Source organism: Pseudarthrobacter sp. TRD_SC_9 (assembly GCF_055361265.1).
Map to the genome: position 1 here is coordinate 1,509,271 of NZ_CM143956.1, position 21,889 is coordinate 1,531,159.

23 protein-coding genes are annotated in these 21,889 nt (G+C 64.0%); 18 read left to right on the forward strand and 5 right to left on the reverse strand.

Going from position 1 to position 21,889, the window contains the following annotated elements; genetic code table 11:
* Positions 1 to 3: 3 nt before the first annotated feature.
* The 3 genes from ACWA13_RS07100 to moaA all read right to left on the reverse strand — a co-directional run bounded on the left by ACWA13_RS07100 (position 4) and on the right by moaA (position 3,161).
* Positions 4 to 1,599 carry an ABC-F family ATP-binding cassette domain-containing protein gene (locus tag ACWA13_RS07100; RefSeq protein WP_463937442.1) on the reverse strand — a complete coding sequence of 532 codons (1,596 nt, stop codon included), beginning with the start codon at positions 1,597 to 1,599 and terminating at the stop codon, positions 4 to 6.
* A 126-nt stretch (positions 1,600 to 1,725) separates the two neighbouring features.
* Positions 1,726 to 1,992 (reverse strand): MoaD/ThiS family protein, encoded by a 267-nt coding sequence (locus ACWA13_RS07105; RefSeq protein WP_463937443.1) that lies wholly within the window; start codon positions 1,990 to 1,992, stop codon positions 1,726 to 1,728.
* Positions 1,993 to 1,997: 5 nt separating this feature from the next.
* Positions 1,998 to 3,161, reverse strand: a complete 1,164-nt coding sequence (moaA, locus tag ACWA13_RS07110; protein WP_463937444.1) for a GTP 3',8-cyclase MoaA — start codon at positions 3,159 to 3,161, stop codon at positions 1,998 to 2,000.
* A gap of 136 nt (positions 3,162 to 3,297) precedes the next feature.
* On the opposite strand from moaA, the gene ACWA13_RS07115 reads away from it, so the two are divergent.
* From ACWA13_RS07115 to ACWA13_RS07140, 6 genes are read left to right on the forward strand one after another with little or no spacing between them, the layout of a single operon-like run.
* Positions 3,298 to 4,530 carry a molybdopterin molybdotransferase MoeA gene (locus ACWA13_RS07115; protein WP_463937445.1) on the forward strand — a complete coding sequence of 411 codons (1,233 nt, stop codon included), beginning with the start codon at positions 3,298 to 3,300 and terminating at the stop codon, positions 4,528 to 4,530.
* Complete coding sequence (moaC, locus tag ACWA13_RS07120) at positions 4,518 to 5,042, forward strand: cyclic pyranopterin monophosphate synthase MoaC (RefSeq protein ID WP_463937446.1); 525 nt, start codon at positions 4,518 to 4,520, stop codon at positions 5,040 to 5,042. Before ACWA13_RS07115 ends, moaC begins: the two co-directional genes overlap by 13 nt.
* Positions 5,039 to 5,569 (forward strand): MogA/MoaB family molybdenum cofactor biosynthesis protein, encoded by a 531-nt coding sequence (locus tag ACWA13_RS07125; protein ID WP_463937447.1) that lies wholly within the window; start codon positions 5,039 to 5,041, stop codon positions 5,567 to 5,569. Before moaC ends, ACWA13_RS07125 begins: the two co-directional genes overlap by 4 nt.
* Positions 5,559 to 6,023, forward strand: a complete 465-nt coding sequence (locus tag ACWA13_RS07130; RefSeq protein ID WP_463937448.1) for a molybdenum cofactor biosynthesis protein MoaE — start codon at positions 5,559 to 5,561, stop codon at positions 6,021 to 6,023. Before ACWA13_RS07125 ends, ACWA13_RS07130 begins: the two co-directional genes overlap by 11 nt.
* Before the next feature lie 58 nt (positions 6,024 to 6,081).
* Entirely contained in the window at positions 6,082 to 6,840 is a 759-nt protein-coding gene (dapB, locus tag ACWA13_RS07135) for a 4-hydroxy-tetrahydrodipicolinate reductase (RefSeq protein WP_463937449.1), read from the forward strand.
* 2 nt (positions 6,841 to 6,842) lie between these two features.
* Positions 6,843 to 7,325: a hypothetical protein gene (locus ACWA13_RS07140; RefSeq protein ID WP_463937450.1), complete on the forward strand. Its 483-nt coding sequence runs from the start codon at positions 6,843 to 6,845 to the stop codon at positions 7,323 to 7,325.
* A 34-nt stretch (positions 7,326 to 7,359) separates the two neighbouring features.
* On the opposite strand, the gene ACWA13_RS07145 is transcribed toward ACWA13_RS07140, so the two are convergent.
* Entirely contained in the window at positions 7,360 to 8,586 is a 1,227-nt protein-coding gene (locus ACWA13_RS07145; protein WP_463937451.1) for a heparan-alpha-glucosaminide N-acetyltransferase domain-containing protein, read from the reverse strand.
* A gap of 221 nt (positions 8,587 to 8,807) precedes the next feature.
* Here ACWA13_RS07145 and ACWA13_RS07150 point away from each other — a divergent pair, with 221 nt between their 5' ends.
* The 7 genes from ACWA13_RS07150 to ACWA13_RS07180 all read left to right on the forward strand — a co-directional run bounded on the left by ACWA13_RS07150 (position 8,808) and on the right by ACWA13_RS07180 (position 16,619).
* Positions 8,808 to 9,152: a hypothetical protein gene (locus tag ACWA13_RS07150; protein WP_463937862.1), complete on the forward strand. Its 345-nt coding sequence runs from the start codon at positions 8,808 to 8,810 to the stop codon at positions 9,150 to 9,152.
* A 131-nt stretch (positions 9,153 to 9,283) separates the two neighbouring features.
* Entirely contained in the window at positions 9,284 to 10,192 is a 909-nt protein-coding gene (dapA, locus tag ACWA13_RS07155) for a 4-hydroxy-tetrahydrodipicolinate synthase (protein WP_463937452.1), read from the forward strand.
* Between the two features lie 40 nt (positions 10,193 to 10,232).
* A complete protein-coding gene (locus ACWA13_RS07160) occupies positions 10,233 to 11,924 on the forward strand; it encodes a ribonuclease J (RefSeq protein WP_463937453.1) in 1,692 nt (563 codons plus the stop codon).
* A 104-nt stretch (positions 11,925 to 12,028) separates the two neighbouring features.
* The gene (locus ACWA13_RS07165) at positions 12,029 to 14,890 is read left to right on the forward strand and encodes an FtsK/SpoIIIE family DNA translocase (protein WP_463937454.1); all 2,862 of its coding nucleotides are present in this window, start codon (positions 12,029 to 12,031) and stop codon (positions 14,888 to 14,890) included.
* A 30-nt stretch (positions 14,891 to 14,920) separates the two neighbouring features.
* Positions 14,921 to 15,553 carry a CDP-diacylglycerol--glycerol-3-phosphate 3-phosphatidyltransferase gene (gene pgsA / locus ACWA13_RS07170; protein WP_463937455.1) on the forward strand — a complete coding sequence of 211 codons (633 nt, stop codon included), beginning with the start codon at positions 14,921 to 14,923 and terminating at the stop codon, positions 15,551 to 15,553.
* Entirely contained in the window at positions 15,550 to 16,044 is a 495-nt protein-coding gene (locus tag ACWA13_RS07175; RefSeq protein WP_463937456.1) for a CinA family protein, read from the forward strand. Before pgsA ends, ACWA13_RS07175 begins: the two co-directional genes overlap by 4 nt.
* Before the next feature lie 134 nt (positions 16,045 to 16,178).
* Positions 16,179 to 16,619, forward strand: a complete 441-nt coding sequence (locus tag ACWA13_RS07180) for a helix-turn-helix domain-containing protein (protein ID WP_463937457.1) — start codon at positions 16,179 to 16,181, stop codon at positions 16,617 to 16,619.
* Positions 16,620 to 16,719: 100 nt separating this feature from the next.
* Here the strand turns inward: ACWA13_RS07180 and ACWA13_RS07185 are convergent, their stop codons facing one another.
* Complete coding sequence (locus ACWA13_RS07185) at positions 16,720 to 17,160, reverse strand: MarR family winged helix-turn-helix transcriptional regulator (RefSeq protein WP_463937458.1); 441 nt, start codon at positions 17,158 to 17,160, stop codon at positions 16,720 to 16,722.
* Between the two features lie 66 nt (positions 17,161 to 17,226).
* Between ACWA13_RS07185 and ACWA13_RS07190 the strand changes: the two genes are divergently transcribed.
* The 5 genes from ACWA13_RS07190 to miaA all read left to right on the forward strand — a co-directional run bounded on the left by ACWA13_RS07190 (position 17,227) and on the right by miaA (position 21,846).
* On the forward strand, positions 17,227 to 17,457 hold the full coding sequence (locus tag ACWA13_RS07190; RefSeq protein ID WP_463937459.1) for a DUF3046 domain-containing protein: 231 nt from the start codon (positions 17,227 to 17,229) through the stop codon (positions 17,455 to 17,457).
* Between the two features lie 188 nt (positions 17,458 to 17,645).
* Positions 17,646 to 18,701: a recombinase RecA gene (gene recA, locus ACWA13_RS07195; RefSeq protein WP_463937460.1), complete on the forward strand. Its 1,056-nt coding sequence runs from the start codon at positions 17,646 to 17,648 to the stop codon at positions 18,699 to 18,701.
* Between the two features lie 85 nt (positions 18,702 to 18,786).
* Entirely contained in the window at positions 18,787 to 19,266 is a 480-nt protein-coding gene (locus tag ACWA13_RS07200; RefSeq protein WP_463937864.1) for a regulatory protein RecX, read from the forward strand.
* A 61-nt stretch (positions 19,267 to 19,327) separates the two neighbouring features.
* Positions 19,328 to 20,899: a tRNA (N6-isopentenyl adenosine(37)-C2)-methylthiotransferase MiaB gene (gene miaB / locus ACWA13_RS07205; protein WP_463937461.1), complete on the forward strand. Its 1,572-nt coding sequence runs from the start codon at positions 19,328 to 19,330 to the stop codon at positions 20,897 to 20,899.
* Between the two features lie 5 nt (positions 20,900 to 20,904).
* Complete coding sequence (miaA, locus tag ACWA13_RS07210; RefSeq protein WP_463937462.1) at positions 20,905 to 21,846, forward strand: tRNA (adenosine(37)-N6)-dimethylallyltransferase MiaA; 942 nt, start codon at positions 20,905 to 20,907, stop codon at positions 21,844 to 21,846.
* Positions 21,847 to 21,889: the final 43 nt, after the last annotated feature.

Sequence of the window (21,889 nt, forward strand, 5' to 3'; positions counted from 1 at the left end):
GCGCTAGGCGGCCCGTACCTGGACTTCTGCGGGTTTGCCGGCGTCGCTGCCGAAGACGAGCCTCTTGTTGGCGACGTTGTCCGTGAAGAAGCGATCATGGCTGACCACCACCACGGCCCCGGGGAAGTGCAGCAGAGCGCGTTCCATGACCTGGGTGCTGGAGACATCCAGATGGTTGGTGGGTTCGTCCAGGATCAGGGTTGACGCGCCGGAGAGCAGGCACTGAGCCAGCGCCACCCGGGCCCGCTGTCCGCCCGAAAGGTTGCCGATCCGCTGTTTGAGATCGGCCTCGGAAAACTGGAACATCGCCAGGAAACGGTTCACTGATTTCCTGGTTGCCCGTAGGGCCAGGCTGTCCGGCATGGCGTTGACAGCATGGGAGACGGTGTCATCGGCGTCGAGCCCGTCAAGGATCTGGTTGTAGGACACCACTCCAGCGCCCTTGGCCCAGGCAACGGTGCCGGTATCGGCGGCTTCCTCCCCGGTCAGGGCACGGAGCAGGGTTGACTTCCCACTGCCGTTGGAGCCGAGGATTACGATCCGGTTTCCGCGGCGGATCTCGAAGCTAAGGCCGCTGAACAGGGCCCGGTCTCCGTAGGACTTGCCCAGTGATTCCACCCGGCACAGAACGTCCTTGACGTGCAGGCCGCCATAGATTTCGGTGATGATTTGGTCCACCGGCCGCGGCGCACGGGATTTCTTGATTTTCGCCAACTGGTTTCCCAGGCCTTTGCCGGCCGCCTTCGCCGCTTCGCGCCGATCCGAGATGCCCTCGGCCTCGAAGGCCAGAAGCTCGGCCTCGTGCATGAACTGGCTTTCCAGGGTCTTGAGCCGGAATTGCTTAGCGGTCACGTACTCCGCGAAGTTTCCCGGGTACTCGTGCAGGTGGAAGTTTTCGACCTCCACGATCCGGGTCACCACCGCATCGAGGAACTGACGGTCGTGCGAGACGATGATGGCCGCGCCCTTAAAGGAACGGAACCAGCCCTCGAGCCATTCGACGCCGGCCACGTCCAAATAGTTGGTGGGCTCATCCAGGAGCAGCACGTCCGGTGCCTCCAGCAGGATCTTGGCCAGGGCGGCCCGGTTGCGCCAACCGCCGGACAGGTCATCGATCGCGCAGCTTCGGTGGGCTTCCTCGAAGCCCAGGGTGGTCAGCACCTTGTCGATGGTGCGGGGGTAGTCCCATCCGTCCAGGCGGTCCATGTCTTCGAACAATCCGGACTGCCGATGGATCAGCCGGTCGAGTTCCTCTGGATCAGACGGTTCTGCTGCTATGGCGGCATCAATTTCCGCAAGTTCCGCTTCAATGGCCTTTATGGCGTCGAACAGCCCGTTCAATATCTCGAGAATGGTGGCGTTGCCGTCGAGTTCGGAGAACTGGGAGAAATAGCCAACCCTGGTACCCGGTTCGAGCGTGACGGTCCCGGAATCGGGGGCCACCTGGTCCAGGGCCATCTTAAGGAGGGTGGACTTGCCGGAGCCGTTCTTGCCGATCAGGCCCACCCGGTCGCCGGCGTCGAGCCGGAAGAACGCCTCGCGGAGCACCTGCACCTTGTCGAAGCGGACACTGACGTCGTTCAGCCGGATCAAGCTCATGGGTGCGGTCCTATCAAGGGGTGGGTACGGATGCGCAGTGCCCTCGTGTGGCAGTACCGTCCTGTGGCCGAACGGCCGCAGCCAATCCTACTAGGCTGGTTCTACGGGGACCGGCTGCCGGCAGCTTTAGCCGCCGGCGAAGGGCGGCAGGACGTCGACAGTATCCGCCGGGCCCACCTTTACTGACGGGTTCCGCGCCGCCACGCCGTTGAGCAGGAAGCTGCTGCGGGACAGGATGCGGGGGAGCGGCGGCGTCCCCGCGGGCGGCTCAGCCCGTTCCACCGCAACGACCGCGGCAATCAGGTCTTCCAGGGTAGTGCCCTCGGGCAGGTCGAAGCGTTCTTCATCTGCGCCCGCCGCGGCGCGCGCAGCAGCGAAGTAACGTACGTTCAAGGAATTCAGCCTCCGATGGCGCTCATGCTGCGGTCGGGCTGGACGAAGTCAGGCGCGCCCAGGCCAACGTGGTCCATACCGTGTGCCTTGGGCTTGACCCACATGGCGTCCTGCCAGCGGCGTGCGAGTTCGTCGTCATCCGCGCCTTCGCGGAGCAGGCCCAGCAGGTCGAACTCCTCCCGGGAGAAGAGGCAGCTCATGATTTTTCCCTCGGCGGTGATGCGCGTCCGGCGGCAGTCGGAACAAAACGGTTCGGTCACTGAGGCGATGATGCCCACGGTACCCAGAACGGGACCAACAGCATCGCCCGCAAGAGCAGGAGCATGAGCATGAGCCGCTCCGCCGCGCCGTCGGACTTCAAACCGCTCTGCCGGGGCACCATCGCGCGCCCGGGGATCGGGGCCCAGCACGAAGTCCCGGGAGAGCAATGAACGGATTTCCGCGGCCGTGACCATGTCCCGTCGGGTCCAGCCGTGGTCGGCGTCCAACGGCATCTGTTCGATGAACCGGAGTTCGTAGTCACGGTCAAGCGCCCAGGCCAGCAGGTCAGGCGCTTCAAGGTCGTTAATGCCGCGCATGAGGACGGCGTTGATCTTTACGGGGCCCAGCCCGGCATCGCGGGCGGCGTCAACCCCGGCCAGTACCCGGTCCAGGAACGGCCGCCTGGTCAGCTTGGTGAACGTTTCCTCATGGAGCGAATCGATCGAAACGTTAATGCGCGTGAGGCCGGCAGATTTAAGCGCTGCCGCTTTCCGGTCCAACCCGACACCATTGGTAGTCAAGGAAATCGGCAGCTCCGGGTGGTTGCGTCGGATTCCGGCGATGATTTCCACCAGGTCAGCACGTACCAATGGTTCCCCGCCGGTCAGCCGCAGTTCCCGGACACCAAGGACATCGACACCGACCCGGACAATCCGCTCAATTTCCGATGCAGTCATGACAGCCTGCTTGGCGAGCCATTCCAGGCCCTCGGCGGGCATGCAGTAGGTGCAGCGCAGGTTGCATTTGTCAGTCAGGGACAATCGCATGTCCGTGGCGCGGCGGCCATAGCGGTCGGCCAGCCCTGCGGGGGCCTCCGCCGGGCGGCGAGGCGGGACTCCGGGAGCTTCGGGATGCGACGACGCCGGATCACCGTCCCGTGGTTGCGGCATGCCCAGCTGAACAGTCATAAATTCAGGCTACGCCACGTTGGTCACATGCATCATCCCCCGTCCAAAATGCAGTCCGCCATTACAGTGGTGCTGAGCGACTACGGCACGCTTCAGCCGCGTCACCAAGCCCAGCCCCGTTCCCAGGAAGGCCCGCATGCACAGCCCTTCACACCAGCACCATTCGGGTTCCACTCCCGCCCGGCACCGGGACCGGGCCAGGAAATTGCTCGCCCAGCTACTGGCACAGCGCCCCATCGAACAGGTTCCGCTGGCAGACGCTTTGGGCAGGGGCCTGGCAGCGGACGTCGTGGCGCCGGTTGACCTTCCGCCTTTCGCTAATTCCCAAATGGACGGGTTCGCCGTGGCCAGCAAGGAAACCCACGACGGCGGCACACAGTTCAAGGTGAGCGCCGCCATTGCGGCGGGGACGGCTCCGGCGCCACTGGAGCCCGGCTCGGCCGCCCCGATTATGACCGGAGCCATGCTTCCGGACGGCGCGGACGCCGTCGTCCCCATTGAACGGGCAGAACCGGACGCGTTCCCGGACCCGGACCCCCACGCTACGGTCCACCTGCCAAAGACCGGGGCAGGCATGTTCGTCAGGCCGGCAGGCAGTGACATTGAAGCCGGGCAGCTTGCCCTGCGGGCGGGAACCTTCCTTGGTCCCGGCCCGCTGGGGCTACTGGCCGCCCTTGGCATCAGCACGGTTCACGTCCACCAGGTGCTGACCGTCCTGTTGATCACCACCGGTGATGAAGTGGTGGAACCGGGCCGGGATCTTGCCCCCGGCCGGATTTATGACGCAAACGCCACCCTCCTGGGCTCTGCCATGCGGCAGGCCGGGTTGCGGGTCATCCATCCGGCCATCGTTCCGGACCAGCCAGCCAGGCTGGAAGCGCTCCTGCTGGAGCACCTTGGCAGCGTGGACCTGATCGTCACTTCCGGCGGAGTAAGCAAGGGCGCCTACGAAGTGGTGCGGCAGGCACTGGCAGGGCAGCCTGTCAGTTTCGGCCACGTCAGCATGCAGCCGGGCGGTCCGCAGGGGATCGGCACCGTCAACGGCGTGCCGTTTTTTGGCTTCCCCGGAAACCCGGTGAGTTCGCTGGTGTCCTTTGAGATGTTCCTGAGGCCGGTCCTGTCGGAATTGTTTGGTACGCCGCAACCCCGGCCGGTGACCATGGCGAGGCTGGCCACCGCCCTCACCTCCCCTGAAGGAAAGCACCAGGTCCGCCGCGGCACCCTCGCTCCGGACGGAACCGTAAGCCTCGAAGGCGGTGAGGGGTCCCATCTCGTGCACGCACTGGCATTGTCAAACGCCCTGGTCCAGGTTCCCGCGGGGACGTCATCACTCGCCGCGGGCGAAGAAGTGGAAGTATGGATGTTGTGACTTCTCCAGCATCAGACGCCAACGAGCAAAACACAGACAACCGGCCGTCCGGTCTTACCCACCTGCGCCAGGACGGTACCGCGCACATGGTGGATGTCTCAGGAAAACCCGAAACCACCCGCGAGGCCACGGCCACCGCTACGGTCCGCAGCACCACTGAAGTGCTGGGACTGCTGGGCAGCGGCGGGCTTCCCAAGGGGGACGCCCTGTCTGTCGCCAGAGTCGCGGGCATTCTCGCGGCCAAGAAGACGCCTGAACTCATTCCGCTCTGCCACCCGCTGCCGCTGTCCCGGATCACTGTGGATTTTGAGTTGCGCGAGGACAGTGTTGAGGTCCTGGCAACGGTCCGGACCAAAGGGGTCACCGGCGTCGAGATGGAAGCGCTGACCGCCGCGAGCGTGGCGGCACTGAGCGTGTACGACATGATCAAGGCAGTGGACAAGCACGCAGTCCTGACGGACATTCGCGTGCTTGCCAAGAGCGGCGGCAAGAGCGGGGATTGGACACTATGAGCACACCAACAGGAAATGGTTCGAACGCGCCGGTGCACCAGCACGGTCCCGTAGGCGGCAAGGCCGGCGTCGTTATCGCCTCCACCAGGGCCGCTGCGGGCGTCTACAAGGACGAAACCGGGCCGGTGATTGCAGACTGGCTTACCGAGCACGGTTTCGAAACCCTCCCGGCTGTGGTGGTGCCCGACGGCGATGCCGTCGGCGCCGCGATCCGTGCACTCTTGATGCTGGATCCGGCAGTCATCATCACCAGCGGTGGCACCGGGCTCAGCCCCGACGACCGCACACCGGAGGTCACCCTGGCCCTGCTGGACCGCGAAGTCCCAGGCATTATGGAAGCCGTGCGCCGCGCAGGCACCGCCAAAACCCCGCTGGCCACGCTCAGCCGCGGCCACGCCGGTGCCGCGGGCACCACGTTTATCGTGAACCTTCCGGGCTCCCCGCAAGGGGTGATGGATGGCCTCGCTGTCCTCGATCCAGTCATCGGGCACGTGTGTGAACAGTTGGCAGGCGGCAATGGGCACTGAGGCAAAGTTCGACGTCGTCGCCGCTGTCCTGAGCGACCGCCCAATTTCGGTGGATCAGGCCATAGCCGCTGTCGAGTCTGATACCGCAGGCGCGGTGGTCAGTTTCAGTGGTGTGGTGCGCAATCATGACGGCGGGAAGGCAGTTCGGAGGCTGAGCTACACCGCTCATCCGAGCGCCGAACAGGTGCTGGCAGACGTGGTCGCCGGACTGCTGGCTGACCACGGCGGAGAGGAGGACACCTCGGAAGCGCCCGTCCGTATCTGGGCCGCGCACCGGATAGGTCCGCTGGAGATCGGCGATCCCGCACTGGTTTGTGCTGTTGCGGCCGCGCACCGTGGCCAGGCCTTCGCGTTGTGTTCCGAACTGGTGGACCGGATCAAGGAGCAGGTGCCTATCTGGAAGCAACAGTTCTTCACAGACGGCACCGTGGAGTGGGTGGGCGCCGGCGAGTAGCCCGGCCTTTGCTTCAGCGCTGTAAAGCCGGGTGTTCGGCGACTGTAGGGTTAAGGCCATGACCGAACTTCTCCACGTCGCCGTGCTGGGCGCAGGCGGCCGCATGGGCGCCGAGGCCGTCAAAGCCGTCGAAGCCGCCCCGGACCTCAAACTTGTAGCCGCCCTCGGCCGCAACGACTCCCTGGATACCCTGGCCCGTTCCGGCGCGGATGTTGTGGTGGATCTGACTGTCCCCGGCAGCACCGAGGAGAATGTCCGCTTCGCTGTTGAACACGGCATCCACGCCGTGGTGGGAACCACCGGGTGGGATGCTGACCGGCTGGCGCGGCTGGAAGAACTGTTGGCAGCCAACCCCGCAACCGGCGTGCTGATTGCTCCGAACTTCGCCCTGGGCTCCGTACTTGCCTCCGCGTTTGCGGCCACCGCGTCCAGGTATTTCGAATCCGTCGAAGTGGTGGAGCTCCACCATCCCAACAAGATCGACGCGCCGTCCGGCACCGCTGTGCGGACGGCCCAGCTGATTGCTGCGGCGCGTGCCGAAGCTGGCGTTCCGGCAAGCCCTGATGCCACGGAGACGGAGCTGGAGGGCGCCCGGGGCTGCGAGGTGGACGGCATCCGCGTCCACAGCGTCCGGCTCCGCGGCCTGGTAGCCCACCAGGAAGTCCTGCTGGGTGGCGCGGGCGAGCAGTTGACCATCCGCCATGACTCCTTCGATCGCGCATCCTTCATGCCCGGCGTCCTGCTGGGCGTCCGGAATATCGCCGCCCATCCCGGGCTGACGGTAGGCCTTGACGGCTACCTGGACCTGGGAATCTGAGCATGGCCGTGAAGGCTTTCCAAGGCAGCAACCGCACCAAGATCTGGGTAGGGGCTGTTACGCTCCTGCTCGTTTTCTACCTGGTTGTCACTTTCCAGCGTGCCCTGCTCCTGATTACGGATCCGGATCCCATTGCAAAGGCCTTCGGCGCGGCCTATCTGGTGCTGCCTATGATCGGCGCCTGGGCCATGATCCGTGAACTGCTGTTCGGCGCCAGGACGGAGCAACTGGCCCGGATCCTGGAAGCCGAGGGCGGTTTGCCCGTTGATGAGCTTCCACGCACCCCGGCCGGGCGTATCGTCCGCTCCGCTGCAGACCAGGAATTTGAGAAGTACCGCCTTGAGGCTGAAGCGGCTCCTGAAGACTGGCGCTCCTGGTTCCGGCTCAGCTGTGCTTACGACGCCGCAGGGGACCGGAAACGGGCCCGCTCCTCAATGCGCGATGCCGTGCGCCTGTTCCGCGCCGATTCCGGTGCCGTCGGCTGAAAAGTTCAGTGCCGACGTCGGGCTCTCCGGGAATCTAGCGGACGGCCGGCAGTGGCCGCGCGCCCAGCCGGTGGGCTGCGTGTGCCAATAGCTCCAGCGGACCCCGCCAATGCAGGACCGCGAACACCATCCCCAGAACCACAGACGCAAGGGCCTGCGCCGCGTACATGCCTTCGTCGGTCCATCCTCCCGGGAGGCCGTCAACGTACAGGGCAGCGAGTGTCCAGACGTGAACCGTATACAGCGTCAAGGTCAGTGCTCCCGCTCCCCGCAGTGGCAGCAATATGTCAAGGTTCAGCCAGGTTCCCAGCGAGCCCAGCAGCAGACAGGCGCCCAGGGCGGCAGCCGCCGCTGAGGAGGAATGCAGCAGGTCCAGGGTGGTCCCGGAATGCGGTGCCGCGGTGGCAAGCCACCACCAGGAACCCGTCTGCTCAACGCCTGTCAGGTTGACCCGGAGAAGGTTCTCCAGCGGCCAGCGGCGGTCTCCGATGACGGCTTCCAGGGCCTGCCGGCCACCCCAGTCCTCCATGAGCGCGTTTCCCAGAGCCTTTGTAGCGGCCGCCACGGCTGTCCCCGCGAGGAGCAGGATCCCGGCAACCCGTGGCCGGTGCAGTGGAAGCCGGCCGACAGCCAGGCCCACCAGCAGGTAGGCGAGCCACTGGAAGACAGGATAGTAGCCGGTCAGGAAGAGATCACCCAACAGCGGCCCCGCTGTGGAGAGGTCTTCCCAGGACGGATTATGTCCCAGGTGCAGCGGCGGTTCCCCCGCGAGGAACCAAGGGCGCAGCAAATAGGCCACCACCGGTGAGAGCAGAATCCAGCCGCCCGCCCAGGCCAGGAGATGCTTCAACGACAGCCCCAGGAACGGCAGCACACAGAGGAACAGCAGGGCGTAGTGGACCAGGATGATGGCCACGTTCACGTCCAGCCCGCCCAGTGTGAAGCCCGCGACGGCGATCACGAGTGCCCGCATGGCTATTCCGCGCCGGGCCAGGTTCAGGGGATGTCCGGTCAACGGGACACCCCTGCCCGTGGAAAGGGCCAGGCCAACGCCGGCAAGCACGGCAAATAACGCAGAGGCACGTCCGGAGAACGCGAGGCCCACCCAGGTGGGGGTGAGCTCGGCGTTTGGCTCGAAAGTGGGCATCAGGTGTGTGGCCATCATGCCGAGCAACGCCAGCCCCCGTGCTGCGTCCACGCCGGTTAGCCTGGGCGTGATGCCCAGGCTGTTGGCGGTGGAGGACCGGGAGTGGACGCTCATGCGCCGATACTCTCATATCCGCCTATGCCGCAGCTGTGACCCGTCTTGTATTCGAATATATGTTCGAATAGGATTGCCGCATGCAGACTCCATCGCGCAGGATTCCCGGTACAGCCCAGCGGCCTTCAGCCCAGCATCCAGTGCATCAGGCATCCAATAACGGATCCCCTCGTGGCAGCCAGGCACCGGAAACCGGGCCGCCGTCGGGTGTTATGAAGGCCATGAGCCCGGGCGTGGTCGATTATCTCTTTCGCCAGCTGGTCAGCGGTGAATCTGCGGAAGACATCCAGTGGCAGCGGGAGGGCATCACCCTTTCGGCCCAACCGGCCGGGGCCGAGCTCGCACGGCGGCTCGCGGAAACTGATCTTGAAGCCCTCACGCCCGTCGAGTTGTTCCACTATGTCAGGGCGGCGCAGCGGCTGGCCTCCTGGGCTGAAGGGCTGAGGGAAGCCGCGGTGGAAAGGTACTGCGCGCCTGGTGGAGGTTCCCCGGACATGGATTGCGGGCCGGACCGCCGGGAAAACCGCGGTCCGTTTGCCCAGGATCAGGCGGTGACTGACACCTGACTGTTTCCGCCGTCCAGTATCAGAACCGGTGCCTACCACGGCTGTCGGAGGGGCCTTGCCAGTCCCCGTTTGACGATGATCACGCATGGGGCATTGTTGTAACCAGCCACTGACAAGGTAACGTTTTTTCCATGCCTGAAACTTCCGCGCACATTCCTGCTCTCGGTACGCTCCTGACTGCGATGGTCACGCCCTTCACCAAGGACGGCGCCGTGGACTACAAGCAGGCAGCGGAACTGGCCAGCAAGCTCGTGGACGACGGTTGTGACGGCCTGGTGGTCACCGGGACCACAGGCGAAACGTCCACCCTCACTGACGAGGAGAACCTGGGCATGTTCCGCGCCGTTAAGGAGGCAGTGGGAAGCCGGGCTGCCATTATTGCCGGCACGGGCACTAACGACACCGCCCACTCAGTGCACCTGTCCCGGCAGGCCGCGGCGCTTGGCGTCGACGGCCTTCTGCTGGTTACGCCCTATTACAACAAGCCCAGCCAGTCGGGAATCCGCGCGCACTTCGAGGCCATTGCTACCGCGGCGGACATTCCCGTAATGCTCTATGACATTCCTGGACGCTCGGCTGTTCCGATTAACCCCGAGACCCTTATCCGGCTGGCAGCCCACCCGAATATCGTCGCCGTCAAGGACGCCAAAGCCGATTTTGCGGCCGCCGCCCAGGTCATGGCCGAGACAGACCTCGACTTCTACTCGGGCGATGACGGCCTCACCCTCCCGTGGATGGCGTTGGGTGCGGTAGGCCTGGTGGGCGTTACTACCCACATTGCGACCCGCCGGTTCCGCGAGCTCGTAGATGCCATCAACGCGAATGATCTTGCCACGGCCCGAAAGATCAACTTCGAGCTGCAGCCGTTGATCCGGGCCACCATGACCCGCGTCCAGGGTGCCGTTGCGGCAAAACAGATTCTTAAATGGCAGGAAGTCCTGCCCAACTCGATTGTCCGTTTGCCCCTCGTGGAGCCGGACGAAACCGAGATCGAAATCATCCGCGAGGATTTGGCAGAAGCAGGGCTGGTGTTCTCCTGAAGGTGATCCCGGCACCCTTCCGCCTGGAAAGTAGTGCATTATGACCCAAACCGCCCTTCCCGGCCTCACCACTCCGCCCCGGCTCGCTCCGGACACCCTGCGGATCGTGCCCCTTGGCGGCCTCGGTGAGATCGGCCGCAACATGGCCGTCTTCGAGATCGCCGGAAAACTGCTCATCGTGGACTGCGGTGTGTTGTTTCCCGAGGAGACCCAGCCCGGCGTTGACTTGATCCTGCCGGACTTCTCCTACATCGAGGACCGCGTACAGGACATCGTCGCCGTCGTCCTGACTCACGGCCACGAAGACCACATCGGTGCCGTGCCGTACCTGCTTCGGCTCCGGAACGACATTCCGCTGATCGGCTCCCAACTGACGCTGGCACTGATTGAAGCCAAGCTCCAGGAACACCGGATCCGCCCATACACCCTCACCGTTGCCGAGGGCCAGGCGGAGTCATTCGGACCGTTTGAGTGCGAATTCGTGGCCGTCAACCACTCGATCCCGGATGCCCTCGCGGTGTTCATCCGCACCGCCGGCGGCACTGTGCTGCACACCGGTGACTTCAAGATGGACCAGCTGCCCCTGGACGGACGCATCACCGACCTTCGGCACTTCTCCCGGTTGGGCGAAGAAGGCGTCGACCTCTTCATGTCCGACTCCACCAACGCCGACGTACCCGGGTTCACCACCGCTGAAAAGGAGATCGGCCCCACTCTGGAGCGGCTCTTCGGCCAGGCAAGCAAACGGATCATCGTCGCTTCCTTTTCCTCCCACGTCCACCGTGTCCAGCAGGTGCTGGACGCCGCGGCCAAGCACAACCGCAAGGTGGCCTTCGTGGGCCGCTCCATGGTGCGAAACATGGCCATCGCCGCCAAGCTGGGCTACCTGGACGTGCCGGACGGCCTGCTGGTTGACCTGAAGAACATTGATCAGCTCGCGGACAACCGCGTAGTGCTGATGTCCACCGGTTCCCAGGGCGAGCCCATGGCGGCACTGTCCCGGATGGCCAACGGCGATCACCGCGTGGTGGTCGGCGAAGGTGACACCGTCATCCTGGCCTCCAGCCTGATTCCCGGCAACGAAAATGCTGTCTTCAGAATCATCAACGGGCTGCTGAAGCTCGGCGCGGACGTCATCCACAAGGGCAACGCCAAGGTGCACGTTTCCGGCCACGCTGCCGCCGGTGAACTCCTGTACTGCTACAACATCCTTGAGCCGCTCAACGCCATGCCGGTCCACGGCGAAACCCGACACCTGATCGCCAACGGCAAGATCGCGATCGAATCAGGTGTGCCGGAAGCCAGCGTGATCCTCGCGGACAACGGCACCGTGGTTGACCTCAAGAACCACCGCGCGGACATCGTCGGCCAGGTGGAAGTCGGTTTCGTCTATGTGGACGGTTCCAGCGTCGGCGAAATCACAGATGCTGACCTCAAAGACCGCCGGATCCTCGGCGATGAGGGCTTTATCTCGATCATCATTGTGGTCAACCGCACCACCGGCAAGGTGGTCTCCGGCCCCGAGATCCACGCCCGTGGTGTGGCAGAGGACGACGCAGTCTTTGACGAGATCATCCCCAAGATCAACGCTGCGCTGGAAGAAGCCGTACTGAATCACGCGGACCACACAAGTCACCAGCTGCAGCAGGTTGTCCGCCGCGTCGTAGGTACCTGGGTCAACCGCAAGCTGCGCCGCAAACCCATGATCATCCCCGTGGTGCTCGAGGCTTAGGCACTGCATAACCGTAGGTTTCCCGGCCGCTGCGGGTGCTGAACACAGCTGCCCCCGGCCCGGAAATCCGCGGAATTACGGCTCGGCTGAGGTAGCGTGGCGGTATGGCCACACGCACTACTTCCGCGCCCAAAGGCAGATCCACCAGTAAATCCGGTGGTTCTGCCCGGGGATCCTCAGCCACCGCGTCCCGGACATCCAAGGCGGGGTCAGGTTCTGCCCGCACCCGCCCGCTTCCCACCGTCGAACACCGCCAGCCGTGGCTGGGCCGGGTCATCGGCGGCGCGTGGCAGGGGCTGGGACATCTGGTGGGCGGTGGTGTGCGACGCATTGGCCACGATGTCAGCGGCCTGGATCCCGAGGACCGCCGGGATGGTGCCGCGCTGTTCAACCTCGTGCTGGCCGTTTTTATCGCCACGTTCGCCTGGTGGGGCTTCACGGGGTGGTTCCCCGACGCCGTCTACAGCGTGGTCAACGGGACATTCGGCTGGGTATCACTCTTGCTGCCCTTGATGCTGGGCATCTGTGCCTTGCGCCTCTTCCGCCAGCCTGCCGACAGCCGGGGAAACAACCGCGTCGGCATCGGCTTCCTGATCATGGCCTGGTCCGGATCCGCGCTCGGTCACGTCCTCGGTGGGCAGCCCACGGTTGCCGAAGGGTTCGATGGCCTTCGGCAGGCCGGAGGCATGCTGGGCCTGCTGGCTGCTGCGCCGCTTGCCGCCATTCATCCCGCAGTGCCCATCGTGCTGTACTCGCTGCTGGCTTTTGTATCCCTGCTGATCGTCACCGCCACGCCCTTCGGAGCCATCCCGCGCCGGCTCCGCCGAGGCTACGAGCACCTCGTGGGCCTGGATCTCCAGGAACCCCGTGAGGCCGGCAGCTCCCATGACCGCAGCTACCTCTTTGAGGGCAACGGGGCGGCACAGGCTCCCAGGAAAAAACGGCGTCGCCTGTTCGGTAAGGACCAGGACAGCGATCCGGGCCTCGAAGGCTATGTTGGCGACGAAGCCTTCGAGCACGCCGTCATTGACGACGACGCTGCCGAGGCGGGCAGTGGCAGTCCCGCACCGGGCGTTCGCCGGCCTACCCAGGCGGAGATCGCCGTCGAGAAGATCAAGGCGGCCCAGGGCCTGGGCAAGGCCCCTGAAGGCGCGACCGAGGCGATTCCGCTGGTCACGCCCGGCCTGAGCGCTCCTGCGGCACCGGCCGCGGCGCCCTACGTTCCCGCCAAACCGGTGGTGCCGGCCCCGCTGCCCACACCCATTCCGCAGCGGACCGAACAGCTGTCCCTGGCCGGCGACGTGACGTACACGCTTCCACCCTCGGACTTCCTCACTCCTGGATCCATCCCGAAGGAACGCACGGAAGCCAATGACGCCGTCGTAGCCGCCCTGACCGATACCCTGCAGCAGTTCAACGTGGACGCCGCGGTGACGGGGTTCAGCCGGGGACCAACCGTGACACGTTACGAGATCGAGCTTTCCTCCGGCACCAAGGTGGAACGGGTTACGGCGTTGTCCAAGAACATTTCCTACGCCGTTGCCTCCAGCGACGTCCGTATCCTGAGCCCCATTCCCGGGAAATCCGCCATTGGCATTGAGATCCCCAACACTGACCGTGAGACGGTCTCCCTCGGCGATGTGTTGCGCAGCCAGAACGCCCGCCGCACGGACCACCCTATGGTCATGGGCGTCGGCAAGGACGTGGAGGGCGGTTACGTGGTGGCCAACCTTGCCAAGATGCCTCACCTGCTGGTGGCCGGTGCCACCGGTGCCGGTAAATCCTCGTTCGTGAACTCCATGATCACCTCCATCCTGATGCGGGCCACCCCTGATGAGGTCCGGATGGTCATGGTGGACCCCAAACGGGTTGAATTAACCGCCTACGAGGGCGTCCCGCACCTGATCACGCCCATCATCACCAACCCCAAGAAGGCCGCCGAGGCTCTGCAGTGGGTGGTCCGTGAGATGGACGCCCGCTATGACGATCTCGCCAACTACGGCTACAAGCACATTGACGATTTCAACAAGGCCGTCCGGGCCGGCAAGGTTGTTCCGCCGCCGGATTCCAAGAGGGTTATCAAGCCCTACCCGTACCTGTTGGTGATTGTGGACGAGCTCGCCGACCTCATGATGGTGGCGCCCCGGGACGTCGAGGATTCCATTGTCCGCATCACCCAGCTGGCTCGTGCCGCCGGCATCCACTTGGTGCTGGCCACCCAGCGCCCTTCGGTTGACGTCGTCACCGGCCTGATCAAGGCCAACGTGCCGTCCCGCATGGCGTTCGCAACCTCGTCCGTCACCGATTCCCGCGTCGTCCTGGACCAGCCGGGAGCCGAAAAGCTGATCGGCCAAGGCGACGCCCTTTTCCTGCCCATGGGTGCCAACAAGGCGATGCGTGTTCAGGGTGCCTGGGTCACTGAATCGGAAATCCACAAGGTAGTGGAGCACGTCAAGGGCCAGCTTCAGGCGGTCTACCGCGAGGACGTTGCAGTCGAGGCCACCAAGAAGCAGATCGACGACGACATCGGGGACGATCTCGAAGTCCTGTTGCAGGCCACAGAACTTGTGGTCACCACGCAGTTCGGGTCCACCTCCATGCTGCAGCGCAAGCTCCGGGTCGGTTTTGCCAAGGCGGGCCGGCTCATGGACCTTCTTGAGTCCAGGGGAGTGGTGGGTCCGTCTGAAGGCTCCAAGGCCCGGGACGTGCTGGTGAAGCCCGATGACCTCGCTGCCGTGCTGGCAGCCATGAAGGGCCAGGAAGGTCCTGCCGTTGCCGATTCACAAACGGCGGCACTCAGCGACAACGCCAACGCCAACATTCCGCAGGGCGGGTACGCGGAGGACCTTGTGGCTGCCGATCTTGACCGACGCGCCCAGGGTGTTGAGTATTACGACGGCGCAGACGGCACGCCAGACGACGACGATGACGGCTCGGAGGATGCCTGGTCCCTCACCGGGCGCTAGCGTGTCAGGTGAAGGCGATAGCCTAGGTAGGTGACTAGCTCCGACGTGACCGCTTCCAGCTCCAGCGCCTCCGGCATCTGGAACCTCCCCAATGTCCTGACCATGCTCCGCATCGTCCTGGTCCCGTTCTTCGTGTGGTTCCTGGTCCTTGACGCGCCCGGACTGGAAAGTACCTCCGGACTCTGGCGGTGGGCGGCCTTCGCCTGCTTCGCCGTCGCGATCTACACGGACAAGCTCGACGGCGACATCGCCCGCAGCAGGGGACTGGTTACTGACTTCGGAAAAATCGCAGACCCCATTGCGGACAAGCTGCTGACCGGCTCGGCTCTGGTCATGCTGTCGGTATTGGGTGAGTTGCCGTGGTGGATCACCCTTGTGATCCTTGTCCGCGAATGGGGTATCACGGCGCTGCGCTTCTTTGTGATCCGGTACGGAGTCATTCCCGCATCGAAGGGCGGCAAGCTCAAGACCGTTGTGCAGACAGCAGCCATCCTGCTCTACCTTTTCCCGTTCACTGTCTCTGTCCCATGGTTGGGCGCCGTGGCCCTGGCCGTGATGCTGGCCGCAGTGGCAATCACCGTCTGGACCGGCGTCGATTATGTGGTGGAGGCCGTGAAGCTCCGTAATTCCGGGCGGGCAGCTAAGGGCACCAAAGCGCCATGAGCAAGCTGCACGAACTCTCAGCGCAGGTGGTTCAGGCCGCGCTCGACGCCGGGCTGACGGTTGGCACCGCAGAATCACTTACCGCGGGACTCGTCTCGGCCGCAATCGCCGACATTCCTGGAGCGTCCGGAATGCTTCAGGGCGGCGTAGTGGCCTACCGGAACTCAGTTAAAGCCGAGGTGCTTGATGTTCCGGAGGATCTGCTTGCCCGTGCCGGATCAGTAGACGGCGAGGTCGCCGCTGCCATGGCTGCCGGTGCGCGGAATACCTGTGGCGCGGACATAGGTGTTTCCACCACCGGCGTCGCCGGTCCTGAACCGCATGATGGAAAAGCTGTCGGAACCGTCTTCATCGGGGTGGCCGGTGCGACGGGTGCAAGAGCCTTTGAATACGCCTTCAGCGGCAGCAGGCCCGTCATCCGTTCGCAGGCCTGTGAGGCTGCGATGGAGCGGCTCCTGGCAGAAATCCGCTCCGTTCTTTACCAGAGGTAAAGCTGCCGGGAACAAAATATGGCGGCCAATAGTTGTTACTTTGTGTCGTCCCTGATCAACCGGGGCGCCTAGGATGATTAAACAACCGGTTTACCCCAGCGGTGCCGGATCGAAGAGGGAGCAAGGCGATACAGATGGTAAAGCAGCCCGTATCCGTAAACGGCGTTGTCCGCTGGAAGGATGTGGGCATCGCCAATCAGGGCAAGAGCGATCAGAAGGAGCGCAAAATGGTTGTACTTCGTCATGAAATCGGTGATGTCCTGCGCGACGTCCGCCAGCGTCAGGGGCGCACGCTCCGCGAAGTTTCCCACAGCGCCCGGGTCTCGCTTGGTTACCTGAGCGAAGTAGAGCGTGGACAGAAAGAAGCATCTTCCGAACTGCTGTCATCGATCTGCACCGCACTGGACGTGCCATTGTCCAGCATGCTCCGCGAGGTCAGCGATCGGGTCGCTGTCGCTGAAGGTGTCGCAGTGCCTGACACCGTTCCCCAGGAATTTGCACAGCGCTACGGCCGCGACCTTGGTACGGACCTGAACGACGAACTCTCCAAGGGTCTGCTCTCCGGAGCCCGCTAAACCGGGACAGCCCTGTAAATGTCAACGGAAGGGCCTCCGCCTGCTGGAAACCAGCGCGCGGGGCCCTTCCTTTGCGTTAGGACCAGGATTGTCTTCCCAGCTAGATTTCATTAATCCGGGCGAGGAAGCCGGCAAGAGTTTCCAGTTCCTCATCCGGCCATTCATTGAGCCGCTCACGGAAAGCCTGCCGGCGGGCGTCCTGAACCTCGCTGATCTTGGCCTCGCCTTCGGCGGTAAGCCTGATGGAGGAGGCCCTGCCGTCCAGCGGATCCGCTTCTTTGTACACCAGCCCGATGTTCTCCAGGAAGGCCACCTGGCGGCTCACTGACGGCTTGCCCACGCCCAGGCATGATGCCAGTTCGGTGAGCCGGATGGGTCCTTCACGCCGTAACACGCTCAGCAGGCCGTAGGCGGCCGGTTCCATATCCGGATGCACCTGGCGGGAAAGCTGCGCCGAGACCGACCGGGCCCGCCGAAAGAAAAGGCTCAGCTGGTGTTCGACCGAGTTCAATGCCTCGTCATGCGGGTCGCGGTTGCTCATGGCAACTATTCTAGTTCCGGCCCGGCGGCAGTCCGGCGTGGCCGGGGCCCGTGAGAGACTCGTTGTGTGAGGATCAGTGACTTTTGGCGCCTGATGGACGACGAATTCGGTGCCGGCTATTCCCGCGTGCTGGGTTCATCCCTGGTTTTGGCGGGAGGGGCCCGCGTGGCGGGGCGGACGGCGCAGGAGGCGCTTGCCGCAGGAGCCCATCCCCGGGACGTGTGGCTTGCCGTCTGCGACATCCAGGACGTTCCTCCTGAGCGGCGGCTGGGCCGCGACATCAAGCCCAAAGACTGACAGACAGACTGACACGCCCTGCAAAGTGTTCGAATACCTGTTCGGATAAAGCTATGATTTTCCCAAGACTTATCCACATACGCAAAGCCATCCCGGGTGAATGTCAGAGGGTGACGTTAGCGTCAGAGATGACCAGACAGTCGGCCGGTGAGGCCGCTCCACAGCGAGAAAAATTAGAGGTGTGAACCATGGCGGCAGCCCCGGATCGTGAAAAAGCGCTGGAAGCAGCATTGGCCCAGATCGACAAGCAGTTCGGCAAGGGATCGGTGATGCGCCTGGGGGATGAAGTCCGTGCTCCGATCGAAATCATTCCTACCGGTTCCATCGCGCTGGATGTTGCGCTGGGAATTGGTGGCCTGCCCCGCGGCCGCGTGGTGGAGATTTACGGTCCTGAATCCTCCGGTAAAACCACCGTGGCGCTTCACGCCGTAGCCAACGCGCAGCGGCAGGGCGGCATTGCGGCGTTTATTGACGCCGAGCACGCCCTGGATCCTGAATACGCTGCAAAGCTCGGCGTGGACACGGATGCGCTGCTGGTTTCCCAGCCGGACACCGGCGAGCAGGCCCTGGAAATCATGGACATGCTGATTGGCTCCGGGTCCCTTGACGTCATTGTCATCGACTCCGTGGCTGCGCTGGTGCCCCGCGCTGAAATCGAAGGCGACATGGGTGACAGCCATGTTGGCCTCCAGGCAAGGCTTATGAGCCAGGCACTGCGTAAGATCACCGGCCGGCTCAGCCAGACCAAGACCACCGCCATCTTCATCAACCAGCTGCGCGAGAAGATCGGTGTGTTCTTCGGCTCACCGGAGACCACCACCGGCGGTAAAGCGCTGAAGTTCTATGCATCCATCCGTATTGACGTCCGCCGTATCCAGACGCTCAAGGAAGGTTCGGATTCGGTGGGCAACCGTACCAAGGCCAAGATTGTGAAGAACAAGATGGCCCCGCCCTTCAAGGTTGCCGAATTCGACATCATCTATGGTCAGGGTATCTCCCGCGAGGGCGGCATCATCGACATGGGCGTGGAGCACGGCATCATCAAAAAGTCCGGCTCGTGGTTTACCTACGACGGTGACCAGCTGGGCCAAGGCATGGAGAACTCGAGGCGTTTCCTGCGGGACAACCCGGAATTGTCCGCTGAGCTGGAACGCCTGATCAAGGAAAAACTTGGAGTGGGCGCGACCGCCGCGGCAGCTGAAAAGGCAGACACTCCCAAGCTGAAGGCCGTCGACGGGTTCTAGGATGGCAGGCTTGACGGGATCACGGCCGCGGGGGGCGGCGTCCGGGCCTGCACCGGAACTGGACCCGGACGCAGATCCGGCCGCCATGGCACGGAACATTGTGCTGCGGCAATTGACTGTTTCTGCCAAGAGCAGGCTGCAACTTGCCCGCAAACTGGCCGAACGCGGGATCCCCGAGGACGTCGCGGAAGCTGTCCTGGACCGCTTCGAAGAAGTCCGGTTGGTGGATGATGCAGAGTTTGCTGAGGGGTGGGTCCGGAACCGTGCCTCGAGCCGGAAGCTGGCCAAGGGCGCGCTGCGGCGTGAGCTGTCCGAAAAAGGCATCGCCCCTGAGCAGGCGGAGACAGCGCTGGCGCAGCTTTCCGATTCGGACGAGGAATCCGCAGCACGGGACCTTGTCCGCAAGAAGCTTCGCGGGAAACCGCTGCCCACAGACCCGGCTGAACGCGGAAAGGTCACCCGCCGGCTGGCGGGAATGCTAGCCCGTAAGGGCTATCAGCCCTCTTTAGCCTTCAGGATCGTGGGCGAAGAATTCGATGTCGCTGATTTGCTGCCCGGTGACTGACCGTAAATCCGGTGCGGGCTGATCGGACGCGCCCAAGGCGGCGAGCCGTTACCCTTAATGGGTGAGTTTGACCATTTCTTCCCCCGCAGCCAGCCCGTCTTCCCCTGAGTTCGGGGAGGAAAAAACCGGAGCTGTCCCGCCGCGTACCTACCAGGTGCGGACCTTCGGCTGCCAGATGAACGTCCATGATTCCGAGCGCATGGCAGGGCTTCTGGAGGGCGCCGGACTCGTGCCCGCGGAAGGTGCCCACGCTGATGTCGTGGTGTTCAACACTTGTGCCGTCCGGGAGAATGCTGACAACAAACTCTATGGCAACCTGGGCATGCTTGCCCCGATCAAGGCAGCCAACCCCGGCATGCAGATTGCTGTCGGCGGCTGCCTCGCGCAGAAGGACCGGGACACGATCCTCCGCAAGGCGCCCTGGGTGGACGCGGTGTTCGGAACCCACAATGTCGGTGCGTTGCCCGCTTTGCTGGAACGTGCCCGGCACAACAATGAAGCCCAGTTGGAGATCCTGGAATCCCTGGACGTCTTTCCTTCCACGTTGCCCACCAAGCGGGACTCGGTGTATTCGGGCTGGGTTTCCATCTCCGTCGGCTGCAACAACACCTGCACCTTCTGCATCGTTCCGGCGCTCCGGGGCAAGGAGAAGGACAGGCGGCCCGGCGATATCCTCGCTGAAGTCCAGGCGTTGGTGGATGATGGTGCCATCGAGGTAACCCTCCTGGGCCAGAACGTTAACTCCTATGGTGTGGAATTTGGCGACCGGCAGGCTTTTTCCAAGCTGCTGCGCGCCTGCGGAGAAATCCGTGGCCTCGAACGCGTCCGGTTCACCAGCCCGCATCCGGCGGCCTTCACGGACGACGTCATTGATGCCATGGCCGAAACGCCCAACGTGATGCCTCAGCTGCACATGCCTTTGCAGTCGGGGTCCGATTCCATTCTCAAGGCAATGAAGCGTTCCTACCGCTCCACCAAGTTCCTGGGAATTCTGGACAAGGTCCGCGAGCGCATTCCCCACGCGGCTATTTCCACGGACATCATTGTCGGGTTCCCTGGCGAGACTGAAGAGGACTTCCAAGCCACCCTGGACGTTGTGTCCCGATCCAGGTTCGCCACCGCCTTCACGTTCCAGTACTCCAAGCGGCCTGGTACACCGGCCGCCGAGCTGGCGGAGCAGTTGCCGAAGGCCGTAGTCCAGGAGCGCTTTGAACGCCTCACCGGACTGCAGGACCGGATTGCTGCCGAGGAAAACGCCAAACAGTTGGGACGCCGGGTTGAGGTCATGGTCACCGCCCGGTCAGGCCGGAAGTCAGAGGAGACTCACCGCCTGTCCGGCCGTGCCCAGGACCAGCGACTGGTTCATTTCTCGGTGCCGGAAGGCGCGCAGGCCCCCCGCCCCGGAGACCTCGTCACCGTCACCATCACTGAAGCGGCAGCCTTCCACCTGGTGGCTGATCCGGACCTTGCGGACTACAGTCTGCGCCGCTCGCGTGCCGGCGACGCCTGGGATCGTTCCCAGGCAGATTCCTGCGGTGTGCCGGCCGCATCGGACGCCAGCGCAGCAAACAAGGCGCGCGGTACAGCCGGCGTTTCCCTGGGGATGCCCACCCTGCCTCCCCGCTTGGGCTGACCCGGGTGGCAGTTGACGGAAACGTTCCCCATCCGCCGGTGATCGCCGTCGTCGGCCCTACCGGTTCCGGGAAATCAGACCTGGCCGTAGGGCTTGCCCTGGCACTGGGTGGTGAGGTGATTAATGCCGACGCCATGCAGTTTTATCGCGGGATGGACATCGGCACCGCCAAAATTACACCTGCCGAACGCCACGGCGTTCCGCACCACCTGCTGGACATTCTGGATGTTACCGAGGAAGCCAGCGTCGCGGATTTCCAGCAGCTGGCCCGAACTTGCGTGGAGGATATGCATCGTCGCGGCAAACGCGCCATCCTCGTGGGCGGTTCGGGTCTCTACGTCCGCGCGGCACTGGATACATTGGAATTTCCAGGAACCGACCCGGTCGTCAGAGGCAGGATCGAATCGGACCTGGCCGCCCACGGCGTTGCAACCCTGCTGGAACGCCTTCGTACGATCGATCCGGTGTCCGCCGCACGTTTGGGTGATGAGCGGAGGATTGTCCGCGCACTGGAGGTCCACGAACTGACGGGTCGGCCCTTCAGCTCCTTCATGCCCACCCGTGAGTATTTCCGTCCAGCGATCCAGATCGGACTGGAAGTAGACCGTGGGCAACTCAGGCAACGGTTGGCGGACCGGGTGCATCGCATGGTGGAAGCCGGACTCCTCGAAGAAGTCCAGCGCCTCGATGCGGCCGGTCTGCGCCGTGGCCGGACCGCAGCACGCGCGCTGGGTTATGCCCAGTTCCTGCGTGTCCTGGACGGGGAGTCTGTCGTGGCGGCCGCCGCGGAGGAAACCATCGTGGCAACGAGGCAGTTCGCCAGGCGGCAGCTCACGTGGTTCCGCGCCGACCACCGGATCACCTGGTTGGACTGGCAGCATCCCGCACTTCTGGAAGCGGCCGTGAAACTCTCCACCCAGGAACTTCCGACGCCGGAACAACGGTAAGTGCCGCCGGTTCCGGGTGCCCCCGGCCGTTTAGTCAACGTGC

Bases quoted from the DNA above. Each gene is read 5' to 3' on its own strand.
- ACWA13_RS07100 (WP_463937442.1), bottom strand. From the start codon at position 1,599: ATGAGCTTGATCCGGCTGAACGACGTCAGTGTCCGCTTCGACAAGGTG.
- moaA (WP_463937444.1), bottom strand. From the start codon at position 3,161: ATGACTGTTCAGCTGGGCATGCCGCAACCACGGGACGGTGATCCGGCG.
- ACWA13_RS07115 (WP_463937445.1), top strand. From the start codon at position 3,298: ATGCACAGCCCTTCACACCAGCACCATTCGGGTTCCACTCCCGCCCGG.
- moaC (WP_463937446.1), top strand. From the start codon at position 4,518: ATGGATGTTGTGACTTCTCCAGCATCAGACGCCAACGAGCAAAACACA.
- ACWA13_RS07125 (WP_463937447.1), top strand. From the start codon at position 5,039: ATGAGCACACCAACAGGAAATGGTTCGAACGCGCCGGTGCACCAGCAC.
- ACWA13_RS07130 (WP_463937448.1), top strand. From the start codon at position 5,559: ATGGGCACTGAGGCAAAGTTCGACGTCGTCGCCGCTGTCCTGAGCGAC.
- dapB (WP_463937449.1), top strand. From the start codon at position 6,082: ATGACCGAACTTCTCCACGTCGCCGTGCTGGGCGCAGGCGGCCGCATG.
- ACWA13_RS07140 (WP_463937450.1), top strand. From the start codon at position 6,843: ATGGCCGTGAAGGCTTTCCAAGGCAGCAACCGCACCAAGATCTGGGTA.
- ACWA13_RS07145 (WP_463937451.1), bottom strand. From the start codon at position 8,586: ATGAGCGTCCACTCCCGGTCCTCCACCGCCAACAGCCTGGGCATCACG.
- ACWA13_RS07150 (WP_463937862.1), top strand. From the start codon at position 8,808: ATGAGCCCGGGCGTGGTCGATTATCTCTTTCGCCAGCTGGTCAGCGGT.
- dapA (WP_463937452.1), top strand. From the start codon at position 9,284: ATGCCTGAAACTTCCGCGCACATTCCTGCTCTCGGTACGCTCCTGACT.
- ACWA13_RS07160 (WP_463937453.1), top strand. From the start codon at position 10,233: ATGACCCAAACCGCCCTTCCCGGCCTCACCACTCCGCCCCGGCTCGCT.
- ACWA13_RS07165 (WP_463937454.1), top strand. From the start codon at position 12,029: ATGGCCACACGCACTACTTCCGCGCCCAAAGGCAGATCCACCAGTAAA.
- ACWA13_RS07175 (WP_463937456.1), top strand. From the start codon at position 15,550: ATGAGCAAGCTGCACGAACTCTCAGCGCAGGTGGTTCAGGCCGCGCTC.
- ACWA13_RS07180 (WP_463937457.1), top strand. From the start codon at position 16,179: ATGGTAAAGCAGCCCGTATCCGTAAACGGCGTTGTCCGCTGGAAGGAT.
- ACWA13_RS07185 (WP_463937458.1), bottom strand. From the start codon at position 17,160: ATGAGCAACCGCGACCCGCATGACGAGGCATTGAACTCGGTCGAACAC.
- recA (WP_463937460.1), top strand. From the start codon at position 17,646: ATGGCGGCAGCCCCGGATCGTGAAAAAGCGCTGGAAGCAGCATTGGCC.
- ACWA13_RS07200 (WP_463937864.1), top strand. From the start codon at position 18,787: ATGGCACGGAACATTGTGCTGCGGCAATTGACTGTTTCTGCCAAGAGC.